At 70.3% G+C, this 13,439-nt stretch carries 10 protein-coding genes; 4 read left to right on the top strand and 6 right to left on the bottom strand.

The genetic code is table 11. The annotated features are described in order from the left end of the window. The 4 genes from M4D53_RS07270 to M4D53_RS07255 form a co-directional block, all read right to left on the bottom strand. On the bottom strand, window positions 1–1,170 hold the full coding sequence (locus M4D53_RS07270; protein ID WP_259953035.1) for a glycosyltransferase family 4 protein: 1,170 nt from the start codon (window positions 1,168–1,170) through the stop codon (window positions 1–3). Further along, window positions 1,160–3,169: an NAD-dependent epimerase/dehydratase family protein gene (locus tag M4D53_RS07265; RefSeq protein WP_259953033.1), complete on the bottom strand. Its 2,010-nt coding sequence runs from the start codon at window positions 3,167–3,169 to the stop codon at window positions 1,160–1,162. The genes M4D53_RS07270 and M4D53_RS07265 overlap by 11 nt, the downstream gene beginning before the upstream one ends. Continuing rightward, window positions 3,169–5,031, bottom strand: a complete 1,863-nt coding sequence (locus M4D53_RS07260; protein ID WP_259953031.1) for a polysaccharide biosynthesis protein — start codon at window positions 5,029–5,031, stop codon at window positions 3,169–3,171. Before M4D53_RS07260 ends, M4D53_RS07265 begins: the two co-directional genes overlap by 1 nt. Window positions 5,032–5,102: 71 nt before the next feature. Beyond that, the gene (locus tag M4D53_RS07255; protein WP_259953029.1) at window positions 5,103–6,248 is read right to left on the bottom strand and encodes a hypothetical protein; all 1,146 of its coding nucleotides are present in this window, start codon (window positions 6,246–6,248) and stop codon (window positions 5,103–5,105) included. A gap of 70 nt (window positions 6,249–6,318) precedes the next feature. Between M4D53_RS07255 and M4D53_RS07250 the strand changes: the two genes are divergently transcribed. Together M4D53_RS07250 and M4D53_RS07245 are read left to right on the top strand one after the other, a co-directional pair. After that, window positions 6,319–7,683 carry a tyrosine-protein kinase domain-containing protein gene (locus tag M4D53_RS07250; RefSeq protein ID WP_259953026.1) on the top strand — a complete coding sequence of 455 codons (1,365 nt, stop codon included), beginning with the start codon at window positions 6,319–6,321 and terminating at the stop codon, window positions 7,681–7,683. Between the two features lie 103 nt (window positions 7,684–7,786). Next, the gene (locus M4D53_RS07245; protein WP_259953023.1) at window positions 7,787–9,250 is read left to right on the top strand and encodes a tyrosine-protein kinase domain-containing protein; all 1,464 of its coding nucleotides are present in this window, start codon (window positions 7,787–7,789) and stop codon (window positions 9,248–9,250) included. 19 nt (window positions 9,251–9,269) lie between these two features. Here the strand turns inward: M4D53_RS07245 and M4D53_RS07240 are convergent, their stop codons facing one another. Next, window positions 9,270–9,716: a GtrA family protein gene (locus tag M4D53_RS07240; RefSeq protein WP_187663385.1), complete on the bottom strand. Its 447-nt coding sequence runs from the start codon at window positions 9,714–9,716 to the stop codon at window positions 9,270–9,272. A gap of 54 nt (window positions 9,717–9,770) precedes the next feature. Between M4D53_RS07240 and M4D53_RS07235 the strand changes: the two genes are divergently transcribed. Then, window positions 9,771–10,556, top strand: a complete 786-nt coding sequence (locus tag M4D53_RS07235; RefSeq protein WP_259953021.1) for a glycosyltransferase family 2 protein — start codon at window positions 9,771–9,773, stop codon at window positions 10,554–10,556. Further along, a complete protein-coding gene (locus M4D53_RS07230) occupies window positions 10,553–12,004 on the top strand; it encodes a hypothetical protein (RefSeq protein ID WP_259953019.1) in 1,452 nt (483 codons plus the stop codon). The genes M4D53_RS07235 and M4D53_RS07230 overlap by 4 nt, the downstream gene beginning before the upstream one ends. Before the next feature lie 67 nt (window positions 12,005–12,071). Here the strand turns inward: M4D53_RS07230 and glmM are convergent, their stop codons facing one another. Further along, window positions 12,072–13,430 (bottom strand): phosphoglucosamine mutase, encoded by a 1,359-nt coding sequence (glmM, locus tag M4D53_RS07225; protein ID WP_259953017.1) that lies wholly within the window; start codon window positions 13,428–13,430, stop codon window positions 12,072–12,074. Window positions 13,431–13,439: the final 9 nt, after the last annotated feature.

The following is a 13,439-nucleotide window of genomic DNA, read 5'->3' as shown; positions in this document are numbered from 1 at the left end:
TCATCGGGAGCCCCGGCTCTGCTGGCGTATCTGCTCGAGCGTACTGATCCACGTCCGTTGTACGATCTCTCTGTCGAATCTCTCTGAAACTAGTGCCGCCGCCGCGTCAGCCATCCGCCGGGCCGTCTCCCGATCGTCGAGTGCCTGACGGAGAGCACGAGCGAGTGCAGGGGCATTGTCGACCGGAACGAGCCAGCCAGTTTTTCCGTCGGTGACGAGATCGACGATGCCGGTAGCGCGCGTCGCCACGACCGGCACTCTTGCGGCGAACGCTTCCAGTACGACAGTAGGCATTCCCTCCCGGCGGCTAGGGAGGCAGAAGACGTCGGCTGCGGCGAGATACGGCCTTACATCCGCGACCTCGCCGACGACGACGAGCCGGGCGACGGCCTCTCGGAGAAGCCGTTCACCTTCCACTCCCGAGGCGTCATCGATGCCTCCAACGATCACCAACCATGCGTGAGAATGCTGCTGAACGACGGCCATCGCCTCGGCCAGCGCGGCGAGCCCTTTGTCTGCGGTGAGTCGCCCCATGAAGACCACGATCTGCGCGGAAGCCGGGATGCCGAGGTGCTCACGCATAGTGGATCGCGCGGTAGCGTCATGCCGCGCGTCGCCGAACTGTCGAACGTCGACGCCGTTCGGGCTTCCCGCTCCGAGCACGACGATCTTCTCCGCCGGGACTAGGCGCTCCGCGAGCGCGCGCTCACGGAGCGACGGCCCGACGGCGACCACCTGGGTCGCCGTCGCGCCGCTGACGCGCTCCATCATTCGCAGGAGCACCCGCAGAGGCCCCCGGGCGCTTTCCAGACGGAGGCCATGCAGTTCGTACAGGCGCACCGGCACACGACGCATCGCGGCAGCAATCCCGCCGAGCAGTCCTGCCTTCGGAGTTCCGACGACCACGACCCTCGGCCGCAACCGCTTCAGCAACCACCACCACCGACATAGGGCACGCAGATCGGCGATGGGGTGCGGCGCCCGCGCCATCGGAAGCACGTGTGCGGACACACCCGGATACTGTGCGAGCGCCTCACCGATCGGTCCGGCCCCGCTCACTAGGTGCACGTCCCAACCGTCATCGGCGAGACGCTGATAAAGACCCTCGTGGTAGCGCATCTGGTAATCGATGGTGACACCGAAGAGGATCGAAGGACGATCACCCGTCATCTCGCACCTCCCCGCTGGCCAGCACCTGCTGCAACCACCGTTCGTCGCGCGCAACGCGGGGGCTCGCCCATCCCACTTCTTGGGTCTGACCGAACCACATCATCTCCAGTCGTCGCGCGAGCCCCGCGAAGGCCGGGGCGACGCGTCCCGCGAAGTAGCCGGCAGAGAGCGCTATCGTGCAGAGCCAGCGGGGAAGGACCAGAGGACGTCGCGAACCGGCCGTGCGAAGCACGTCACTAACCGATAGCCCCTCCCAAGGTTGCAGCACGATGCCGGGGACCGCGCCGGGCTCTCTTCCGACTGCTTCGATCGTGGCCGCCAAGCCATGCAGGCCGCTCACGACCGATTGCTGGCTCCCAGGCGACGCGACGCTCGCCAGCCGCGATGCCGCCAATCGGCGCAGTCGTTGCGTAGTCGGCCGTCCCGGGCCCTGTACAGAGGTGGCGCGCACAATGATGATGCCCGGCCGCGCGGCGCGATCAGAATCGGCGAGCATGAGGAGGCCGACCTCGCCCAGCGCCTTCGATCGTGAATAGGGAGAGAACGGCGCGTAGCGCGTCGATTCGTCCAGCACCTTAGCCCGCCCCTGGACGGCTGCGGAGCTGAGGTGCACGAATCGCGCCGCTCCCGCGCGCCGGCTGGCTTCGGCGAGCACCGTCGGAAGGTAGGCGTTGGCTCCCCAGAGGTCCTGCGTGGCATCGGCGTCCGGGGCGGCGGCGCCCGCGGCGTTGATGACGACATCCACGCCGGCGAGCTGACTCGCCATCGCGGCGGCCACAGGATCGACGCTCGCCTGGCGAACGATCGACTCACCGGACAGCTGATGAGCATCGCATCGGAGACGCGGCGCGCGCAGCTCCTGCACCTCGTAACCACGAGAACGCAGATGCGCGGCAACGCCCGAGCCAACGAAACCAGAGGCTCCGACGACGGCCCATCGACGGCGCTGACGTGGGTTGGCCGCAGCGGCGGCTGCCGGGACACTCGACACGAACGGCCGGTTCACCGGCATCGGTAGGCGCGAGCCGCGAATCCTCGGTAGCGCGACGTAGGCCACTGACAAGGCGGCGACGCCCGCAAGCCCGAGCCATGTTGGCACCGCCTGCGTCCAGGAGAGATAGCCCAGCACCGCCGAACTCGCGCTCACCGATCCTGCGATAACGGTGACGACACCGTGGGAGAGACCCGTATCTGTAAGTCGCTGATAGGCGTGAGTCCGATGGGCCGAGAGCACGCCCTCAGCGCGAGCAAACCGACGCACGATCGTCGTCATCGTGTCGGCGAGCCAAGGGGCGAGAACCGGCACGACGAGAAGCGGACTCACGCTTGCCGCCAAGGCCATGACTACGACCACGCCGATGACGGCCCCAAGGAGGTAGCTTCCGACATCACCGAGGAATAGGCTCGGACGCCGCAGATTCCACGGAAGGAAAGCGACGAAGGCGGCGGCGAGCGCGATGCCCGCGACGGCGAGCCACATCTGCCCCGCAGTCGAACCCGCCACCACGAACGCCAGTCCCGCTATCGCACCATGAACACCGGAGATGCCGTTGATGCCGTCGATGAAGTTCGCGACGTTGATATAGCCGGCAATAGCGATCATCATCAGGACAGACCACCACGGGGATAGTCCGAAGAGGGCCGTTACCGCGAGGCCAGAACCGACACCGATCGCGAGTTGCAGCAGCAGGCGCACACCCGAGCCCAAGCTGACCACATCGTCCACGAAGCCCACGGCCGCAGCCAAGTTCGTTGCAGCCAGAAGGATGAGGACAGGGGCGACGTCAGGCATCCCGAGGAGCAGGCTGACGACGAGCGCCGCGTCCCAGGCGAGGAGTGGAGCAAGGCCCCCACCACGCAGGGTCGGAGCCGAATGCGACGATCTGTCGTTCGGGACATCGACCGACCCGATACGGGCGAGGAGAGGACGGATGGCGAAAGGCAGCAGCACCCCCAGAACCAGCGCGGTGGTGCCAACGAGCGCGAGCTCGGACAGCATCAGCGGGGTCCGAGCTGGATCGGCTCGATAGCGACGGTGTCGTTCTCGCGGGGGGTCGCGAACATCCGGCGCATCCAGCCTTCCTTGTCGAGGCGGTCGGGCGTGATCGTTTCGGCACGTGTGTGGGAGACTTTGGGGTGGAACGGGCGCTCGAGGCTCTCCCGAGACCCGACGAGCTCCTCGTGCAGCTTCTCGCCGTTGCGCAGCCCGGTGAAGACGATCTCGATGTCCTTACCGGACATGGCAATCATCCGCTTCGCGACCTCGAGGATCGACACGGGCTCGCCCATGTCGAGGATGAGCACCTCCCCCGCGCGACCGATGCCGCCCGCCTGCACGACGAGCTGGCAGGCTTCGGGGATGGTCATGAAGTACCGCGTCGCCTGCGGGTGCGTGACGGTGATGGGCCGTCCCTCCGCGATCAGGCGCTGGAACGTCGGGAGCATCGAACCGCGGCTGCCGATCACGTTGCCGAAGCGCACAGAGAGGTACCGCATGCCGGTGTCCTCTCCCGCCCAGGCGGTGAGCTTCTCCGCGACGCGCTTGGAGTGTCCGAGAACGCTGGTGGGGTTGGCGGCCTTGTCCGTCGAGATGTTGACGAAGGTCGACACGCCCGCGCGCCGGGAGGCGTTGATCACGTTGAGCGTGCCGATGACGTTCGTCTTCCAGGCTTCGTCGGGGTACTGCTCGAGCATCGGCAGGTGCTTGAGCGCGGCGGCGTGGAAGACGACCTCCGGGCGGCGCTCGTCGAAGATCCGGTCGAGCGTCGCCGTCTCCCTGATGTCGGCGAGCACGACGTCCGGCGTGTCGAGCAGCCCGTGACCGGCGGTGCCGAGCTGCGCGAACTGCAGCCCCGTCTCGTCGCGATCGAGCATGATGAGCTCGCGGGGGCCGAACTTCGCCAGCTGTCGGCAGAGCTCGGCGCCGATCGAGCCGCCGGGGCCGGTCACGAGCACGCGACGACCCGTGATGTAGCCGGCGATGAGCTCGACGTTGGTCTCCACGGGGTGACGGCCGATGAGGTCCTCGATGCTGATGTCGCGGACGTCGGTGAGCGCCCGCGTCCCCGAGGTCATCATCTCGATGCTGGGGGTCACCGCCACGCGCAGCCCCGCCGCCTCGGCGCGATCGGTGAGCGTGCGCAGCAGGGAGCTGTCGGCGCGGGCGATGGCGATCACCGCGAGAGTGGCCCCGGTGCGGGCACGCGCGGCGGCGATGTCCCGCGTGGTGCCGATCACCGCCACCCCGCGCAGGCGCAGGTTCCGCTTGTCCGGGTCGTCTTCGAGGAGCCCGACGGGCCGGATCGGGGACAACGGGTCCGTGGTCATGTTCGCGAGGAGTTTGTCGGCGACGAATCCGGCGCCGATGATGAGCGCAGGCTCCGCGTCCACCCCGGGCTTACGCGAACGCTCGATGAGGAGACGGGCCACATACCGCACGCCGAACATGAGCAGCAGGACGAAGGGGAAGGCGAGGATCAGTGTCGCGCGGGGGATGCCGATCACCGGGCCGAGCGGGATGACGACGAGCGACAGCGCGAGCGCTTCGGCGACGACGATGAACGCCAGCGTGCGGACCTCGTCGAAGGACCCGTAGGTGAACCGGCCGCGGTACAGCGCGGTGGCGAAGCCGACGATGATCTGGATCGCGCCGGCGACGACCGCGAGGACGGTGGTCGCGATCCACCCCCGCGCATCCATCTGGAACTCGAACCGGAGCGCCACGGCGAGGACCACCCCGAAGCTCCAGCACGCCCCGTCGACCAGTGCGGCGAACCCGCGACGGCGCCGTTGCTTCACCGATGCCTGCGGCGACAGCCCGGGCTCTTCGGCTTCCTCGCCGATCATGTGTGCGCCGCTCACGACAGTCTGCTCCCCCGCATTTTTCTCCACCTGTGTGCCATGCTCTCACAGGAAACGAGAAGGTCCGTGCGTTAGGGCGTGCCTTCGCCCTCCTGCGTGTCCGGGTCCGTAGGGGCGGGAGACTCGATCGGGTCGGGCGGAGTGGTGCCGCCGTTCTGCGGATTCTGCGGGAAGCTCGGCTGCTGCTCCGCCGCGCGGCGATCAGCCTCCTCGCGCTCGGCGCGCAGCTGGTCGTCGACGAGCGCGCCGAAGGCATCGCGGTAGGCCGCGTAGGCCGTCTGCGCATCCGCGGCCCACGGGTCGGCGGCGGCCGCGGCTGCGGCCGTCTGGGTCACGGCCACGCGGAACGGCTCCCCAGCCCCCGGTCGCTCCTCCGTCGCGGATTCGGCGGAGCGGACGAACGAGTCGGCGAAGGCCGTGAGAGCCGGAGCAGCCGCGGGCCGGAGCGCGTCGAGCGTCCCTCGGACCGTTCGCATCTCGGCCGTCTCGCCATCGAGCACCTCCAGGCGTTCCTGGGCCGCGTCGATGGCGCCCCCGACCTCGACCAGGGAGTCCTCGTCGACCTCTCCGCGCCGGTACTCTGCCGGAGCCTCGGGGACCGCGATGGCGGCGAGACCGGCGAGGTACGTGTCGAGCGCCGCGACCGCGGCCTGCCGGAGCGCGGGGTCGGTCACGTCGACCACGGCGCCCTCCGAAGAGAGCGGGTCGGGGACGGTGGCGGTGTCGAGCAGAGCAGCGCGCAGCGCCGTCGCTTCCGCGGTCTGGGTTCCGATGTCGGCGACGATGCCGTCCCGCGTCGCCGTGAGCGCCTGATGCGTGTTCTGGATGGTCGCCTCGTCGGCTCGGAGGGATTCGAGCGCGCTGGCTGCCGGGCTGGCCGTGGCGGCCTGGATCCCGCCGACCGTGACCGCGCCGATGACCGCGACGACGGCGAGCGCGGCGGCGGAAACCGAGAGCGGATCGAGCCGCCGACGGCGGCGCGGGGCCTCCCGGGGAACCGTGGGGGCGGCGGCGGCGAAGGGCACCGCACTGCGGGCCGCGGCCTCCGCCCGGCGCGCGAGCTCCCGCGTGTCCGTCACGCCGGCGGCGCGGGGCGCACGGGAGCGCGGATCCCCGACGAGCTCGCGCAACCGTGCACCGGACGCCGCCTCGCGCACGGCCGAGCTCTCACGGTCCGCGCGCGGACCGTCCGGGAAGAGTTCGTCGAGAGCCGTCATGCCGCCTTCAGGGAATCGGTAGTCTCAAGAGAACATACCGCCCATCCGGCCTGACCACGCGGGGAGACCGATGCAGCTCCAGGACTATCTCCGGATCGTCCGACGGCAGATCGTCGTCATCCTGTCCGGGCTGCTCATCGGGCTCTCGGTAGGCGCGGTGGTGGCGATGCTCACCCCGCAGCGCTTCGAGGCGTCGACCCAGATGATGGTGACGGTGCAGCTGTCGGAGACGGCCTCACCCACGGAGCGCGCGCAGGCCACAGGCTACGCCACACAGATCATCCAGACCTACCGTGACGTCGTCACGAGCTCACTCGTGCTCGACCGCGTGATCGAGGACCTCGGCCTGTCGGCGTCGCCCTCGGACATCGCCGCCGCCACCGCGGTCTCCTCGGAGCTGAACAGCTCGATCGTGACCGTCCAGGTCGGTGACACGAACCCCGGCCAGGCGGCCCGGATCGCGAACGGCATCGCGGAGAGCTTCACCGCCGTGGTGGCTGACACCCTCGAGAACCGTGGCCAGGAGACCCCGTTCTCCATCCGCGTCGTCACCCTGCAGGCAGCCCAGGTGCCCACGACACCCGTCGCACCGAACATGCCGCTGTCGCTGACGATAGGAGCGGTCGTGGGGCTCGGTCTCGGCCTGGCAGCGGCGCTCCTTCGTTCGCTGCTCGATCAGCGCGTACGCACGCAGGCGGACATCGAGGCGGCCGTGCCCGTTCCCCTCCTCGGGCGCATCCCCTTCGACACCGGCACCGAGGAGCGACCCCTCGCGATCAGCTCGGCGCCCCAGAGCGCGCGTGCCGAGGCCTACCGCGCCCTCCGCACGAACGTGCACTTCCTGTTCCGCGAGAACCGCGGCGTCTTCGTCATCACGAGTTCCGGCCCGGGAGAGGGCAAGTCCACGACGGCGGCTAACCTCGCCCTCGCCTTCGCCGATGCCGGGCATCGCGTGGCTCTCATCGATGCGGATCTCCGGCTCCCACGCGTGGCGGACTACTTCGGGATCGAAGGCGGCGTCGGCCTCAGTGATGTCCTGGTCGGCCGCGTGCGGCTGAACGACGTCATCCAGCGGTGGGGACGCAGCGCACTGTTCGTGCTGCCAGCCGGCACCGTGCCTCCGAATCCGGCGGAGCTGCTCGGGTCATCGGCGATGGAGGAGCTCGTGCAGGCGGCCTCCACCGCCTTCGACGTGGTCGTCATCGATGCACCGCCCCTGCTCCTCGTGACGGACGCCGCGGTCATCGCCCGCGTCACCACCGGAGCGATCCTCGTCGCCGCGTCCGGCAGCACTCCGTCCGGGCGTATTTCCGCTGCCGCCAAGAGCATCGAAGCGGTCGGCGCCACGGTCCTCGGGACCGTCCTCACGAAGGCCCCGACAGGTCGGCGGGATCCCGCCGCGCAGGCCGCCGCACAGGCAGGTGTTCCGCGATGACGCAGACGCGCGGCGCGACGCCCGCGTTGTGTGAGAACATCGGGATTTGACTCCGCGGCTCACCGACGACCGGGAGCTGCCCAGCAACAGAAAGAACTGCCGCGTGGAACTTCGCGACTATGTGCGCATCCTGCACCGCAACTGGATCATGATCCTGATCCTGCTCGTCCTCGGCGTCGTGGGCGGTGCCGGGTACGCGGCACTTCAGCAGCCCTCCTACGTCGCCTCGACGCAGCTGTACGTCTCGGTCCGCACGGAGGGCGCCGCGACCGGCGACCTCGTGCAGGGAACGACGTTCGCGCGGCAGATGGTGACCAGCTACGTCGACGTGGTGGGCACGGCCCTCGTGCTCGACCCGGTCATCGAGGAACTGGATCTCGACGAGACCGTCTCGAGCCTGAGCCGTCGCGTCACGGCGACGACGCCGCTGAACACCGTCCTCATCGACGTCAGCGTCGCCGACGGGAACGCGGCCAGAGCGGCGGAGATCGCCGACGCCGTAGCGGCGAGCTTCCAGAACGCGGTGCAGAACACACTGGAGCAGCCGGCCGCCGAGGGCGCGGTGAGCCCCGTGCAGATCACCGTGACCGAGCCGGCCGCGGTCCCCACCTCCCCCGTGAGCCCGAACACGCGCATGCTCATCCTGCTCGGGGGCGTCATCGGCCTCGCGCTGGGCGTCGGCATCGCCATGCTGCGCACCGTGCTCGACAACCGCATCCACACCCTGCATGACATCGAGGCGCTCACCGACCGCCCGGTGCTCGGCGGCATCGCCTTCGACCCGGAGGCACCGAAGCGTCCGTTGATCGTGCACGCCGATCCGCGAAGCCCCCGCGCGGAGTCCTTCCGGAGCCTGCGGACGAACCTGCAGTTCCTGAACCTCGACAGCGGACCGCGCATCTTCGTCGTCTCCAGCGCGGGCCCCGGCGAGGGCAAGTCGACTACGACCGCGAACCTGGCGATCGCCCTTGCGGAGACCGGCGCGCGCGTCGCCCTCCTCGACGGCGACCTCCGCCTTCCCCGCGTCGCCGACTACATGGGCCTCGAGGGTGGCGCCGGTCTCACCGATGTGCTGATCGGCCGGATGGACGTGGCGGACGCCCTCCAGAAGTGGGGTCGCAACGACCTCTACGTCCTCCCCAGCGGACAGGTTCCGCCGAACCCCAGTGAGCTGCTCGGTTCGTCGGCGATGGACGACGTGCTCCAGGCGCTGGGCGAGTACTTCGACTATGTCCTGATCGACGCCCCGCCGCTGCTCCTGGTGACCGACGCGGCGGTCCTGGGGACCAAGACGCGCGGTGTCATCCTCGCCGCCGCCTCGGGGAAGACCAAGAAGCAGGAGCTCTCGGGCGCCGTCCGCGCTCTCGAGAACGCCGGCGTGCAGATGCTGGGCGTCGTGGTCACCATGCTGCCGACGAAGGGACCGGACAGCTACGGCTACGGGGCGTACACCTACGGCTCGACCCACGAGCTCGACGGCAGCCCCTCCACCAGGGTCACCGCGAAGTTCGGACGCGGGTGGGGCAGGAAGAGCGCCCCGAAGAAGCGCACCACCGCCCGTGCCTGACGCCGACCCCGTCGGCCGCTCAGGCCTTCGGCGACGCGACCCGGAAGACGATCGAGTGGTAGAGCACGAAGCGCAGCAGCACGACGATGACGATGCTGACGAGGTTCACGAGGTTGACCGCCACGGCTCCGGGCGTGCGGCCGAGGATGCCGCCGACCGCTTCGACGCCGACCCACACGAGCGCGGCCCCGAGCGCGGTGCACACGGCGTTGGTCGCGAGGAACAGGGCGACCTCCGCGGCCCGTCCCCGGCGATCGCGGTGGCGGAAGGTCCATTCGCGGTTGCCGATGTACGCGTTGATGAGGGCGACGAGCGAGGCCACGATCTTCGCGGCGACGACGTCCCACCCCCAGGCGTAGACGAGGAGGTTGAAGACGCCGACCTCGATCAGGGTGCTCAGCGCCCCGACCACGAGGAAGCGGCTGCCCACGCCGGCGAGGCGACGCAGTCGGGAGGGAGGATTCATGGCTCAACTAGGCTACTGGCTGACACCTCTGCAGCCCGCCACCGCAAGGACTCCGTGACTCTCCGCCACCTCGCCATCGTCATGCCCGCCTACAACGAGGTGGAGGGCATCCGGGGCTTCATCGACGAGATCCGGTCGGCGGTCGAGCCTCTGGCCGACGAGGTCTCCTTCCACATCGCCGACGATCGTTCGACGGACGCCACCGCGACCGTGTTCGACGACGTCGCCGACGCCACCGTCGTCGTGCAGGCGACCAACCGCGGCCACGGTCCGACCGCCCTCGCGGCCTATCGCGCCGGACTCGCCGCAGACCCGGACGCGCTCGTGCACGTCGACGGTGACGGGCAGTTCCACGGCGCCGACTTCCCCCGGCTGCTGCGTGCGCTCACCGACGAGCAGGCCGACGTCGTGCACGGCGTGCGCGACGGACGCACCGATCCCTGGTACCGCAAGACGCTCACCGGCGCGGTCGGCCTCCTCATCGCCGTCGCAGCGGGTCGCCGCATCCCGGACGTGAACACGCCCCTGCGCGCCTACCGTCCCGAGGCTCTGCGAGTCCTGGTCGAGGCGGTGCCCGCGGACGCGACGGTGCCGCACGTACACTTCTCGCTCGCCGAGGCGCGGGGCGGTTTCCGCGTGCGCTACGTCCGCGTCGCCAGCATCCCGCGCCGCGGTGCATCCAGCACCGGCACCATGTGGGGCCGTGGCGGCGGGCTCCCCCTGCCACCGAAGCGCCTGCGCGTCTTCGTGCGCTCCGCCCTCAGCGAGGCCTGGCTCCTCTCGCTGCGTCCGTCCGCTCCGCTCCGGGCCGTCCGTCGTCCGGAGCCCGTGCGCCGATGAGCCGGCTGCGCACGGCCCTCTTCTGGGTGGCGGCCGCCGCCCTCGTGATCGGCCACGTCGCCCTCGCCTGGCACAGCCTCACGGTGTCCCGTTTCTGGGAGGACGAGGCGTTCAATCTGACCGTGCCCCGCAACCTCCTCGCCGGGCTCGGATACGCCAGTGACGGCGCCCTGTCCGGCTCGACGATCACGCCGTTCGACCCCCGCATCTCCACCGGGCCCGTCGTGCTCCTCCCAGTCGCGACGCTCCTGGCGACCGGCATGGACCCGGTTCTGGCGGCCCGACTCGTGCCGCTCGCCTTCTGCCTGCTGCTCCTCGCTGGACTCGCGGTCCTCGGCCGTCGTATCGGCGGGCGGTGGGCGGCACTTCTCGCCGTCGCGGTCCCCCTGGCGTTCACCGCCGGCGCCGGCGTCTCCCCCATCCAGGGGCCTGCCGACCTGCTGGGCGAGATCCCCGCCGCGGCGCTCCTGGTCTGGGCTCTCGCCGTGCTCCCGCGACGGGCCTGGCTCGCGGGGCTTCTCGTCGGTCTCGCAGTGCAGGCCAAGCTCATCGCCGCGCTCGCCCTCCCTGCCTACGCCGTCGCGCTGTGGGTCCTCGCCGATGGCCACGGATGGGTACGCGTCCGCGACGCCCTGCGCCGCGCCTGGCTGCCGCTCCTCCTCTCGGCGGTGCCGACGGCCCTGTTCGAGCTGGGGGCGCTCCTCGCTCTCGGCCCGGCCGGATTCGTGGAGCACCTGCGCGCGTTCGTCCGCTTCGTGCGCAGCGGCGGCCAGGCCGACGCCGCGACGACGGTGCTGCAGAAGCTCGGCACGCTCGCCGACTCCTGGTCGCTGCCGCCCGCCGTCGCGCTCCTCGGCGCTGTCCTCACCCTCGCTCTGGTGACGCTCGGCGTCGCCCGTCGCTGGCGCACCGCGACGGAAGAGGAACGTGTGGTCATCGCCTACGCACTCGCCGCCGTCGTCGGCGCCCTCGCCTTCGTGACCTGGTGGGCGACCGCGTCGCGTCTGCCGCTGTGGGTCCGGCATCCCGCGCCGGGGGTCCTCGCCTTCTTCCCGGTCCTCGCCGCCGTCGCGGTCTGGTCGGTCGCGCGGCTTCCCGAGCGACGCGCGTGGCGGCTCGGCGGGACCGTCGCGGCGGCCCTGGTCGCGATGATCGTCGCGGCGGGCGCGGTGCTGCACGTCGCAGGCACCGTCACGTCCCCCGGGCTGACGCTCGCCCAGCAGCGGGCCGACGTCGAGCCGCTGCGGGCCTGGGTCGAGGAGAACGACGTCGAATGGGTCGCCGCGGAGCGCTGGGGCTGGGCGGTGCCGCTGGTGGTGCTCACCGGCGCGCATCTCGGCCTGCAGGATGCGCCGTCGATGACCGAGGCACCGCGACTCACCCTCGATGACTGCGCCACGGCGACGTTGGCCGAGGGGACGACGAGCCGCCTCTGCGCCGCCCGCTGAACGCGGCCTCCGGAGACGACGAACCGGCCGGCCGCCGAGGCGACCGACCGGTTCGGAGACGGCGGTCCTAGAGCGCGAGGCGCTCCCGCACGACCGCCGCGAGACGTTCCGCGTAGGTCCGGGCCGACTCGGAGTCGGCGGCCTCGACCATGACCCGCACGAGCGGCTCGGTGCCGGACTTGCGCAGCAGCACGCGCCCGGTGTCGCCGAGTTCAGCCTCGACATCGCGCACCGCCTGCTGCACGACCTCGTCCTCGGCGACGCGATCCTTGTCGACGTCGCGGACGTTGATCAGCAGCTGCGGGTAGACCGTCATGACCGATGCGAGCTCCGCGAGGGACTTGCCCTGCCGCGCCATCTCGGCCACGAGATGGAGACCTGTGAGCAGGCCGTCCCCCGTGGTCGCGTACTCGCTCATGATGACGTGGCCGGACTGCTCGCCGCCGAGCGCGTACCCGCCCTCGTTCATGTCCTCGAGCACGTAGCGGTCGCCGACGGCCGTCTGGCGCACCGTGATGCCGTGCTCGCGCATCGCGACGTGCAGACCCAGATTGCTCATGACCGTCGCGACGAGCGTGTCGTCGGTGAGACGGCCGCGCTCCTTCATCGACAGCGCCAGGATCGCCATGATCTGATCGCCGTCCACGACGTTGCCCTGCGCGTCCACCGCGAGGCAGCGGTCGGCGTCGCCGTCATGGGCGATGCCCACGTCGGCGCCGAGGCGGACGACGGCTTCGGCCAGGTTGTCGAGGTGCGTGGAGCCGACGCCGTCGTTGATGTTCCAGCCGTCGGGGTCGGCACCGATCACGGTGACCTCGGCACCGGCGTCGCGGAACGTCTCGGGAGACACCCCGGAAGCGGCGCCATGGGCGCAGTCGAGCACGACGTGGACGCCCTCGAGGCGGTGCGGCAGCGAGCCGAGCAGGTGGACGACGTAGCGGTCCTCCGCATCGGAGAAGCGGTCGATGCGGCCGACGCCGGCACCGGTCGGGCGCAGCATCTCGCCATGCATGGCTTCCTCGATGCGCTGCTCGACGACGTCGGGGAGCTTGCGTCCGCCACGGGCGAAGATCTTGATCCCGTTGTCGGGCGCCGCATTGTGCGAGGCGGAGATCATCACGCCGAAGTCCGCATCGCGATCCGCCACGAGGAACGCCAGAGCCGGCGTGGGGATGACCCCGGCCTCGAGGACGTCGACTCCGGAAGAGGCGAGGCCCGCGGCGACGGCAGCGGTCAGGAAGTGCCCGGAGACCCGGGGGTCACGGGCGACGACGGCGGTGAGTCGCTTGCCTTCGGCTTTGCGAGCCTCCGCCGTACGGCCCTGGCCCAGGACGACAGCAGTCGCCTGGGCCAGGGTGAGCGCCAGGTCGGCGGTGAGGATGCCATTGGCGAGTCCTCGCACGCCGTCCGTGCCAAAGATCGGCATCGGAGCAGT

The organism is Microbacterium meiriae, assembly GCF_025143875.1.
GTDB lineage: Bacteria > Actinomycetota > Actinomycetes > Actinomycetales > Microbacteriaceae > Microbacterium > Microbacterium meiriae.
The sequence above is the reverse complement of the archived record's forward strand: the minus strand, read 5'-3'. Positions and strand labels throughout refer to the sequence as shown.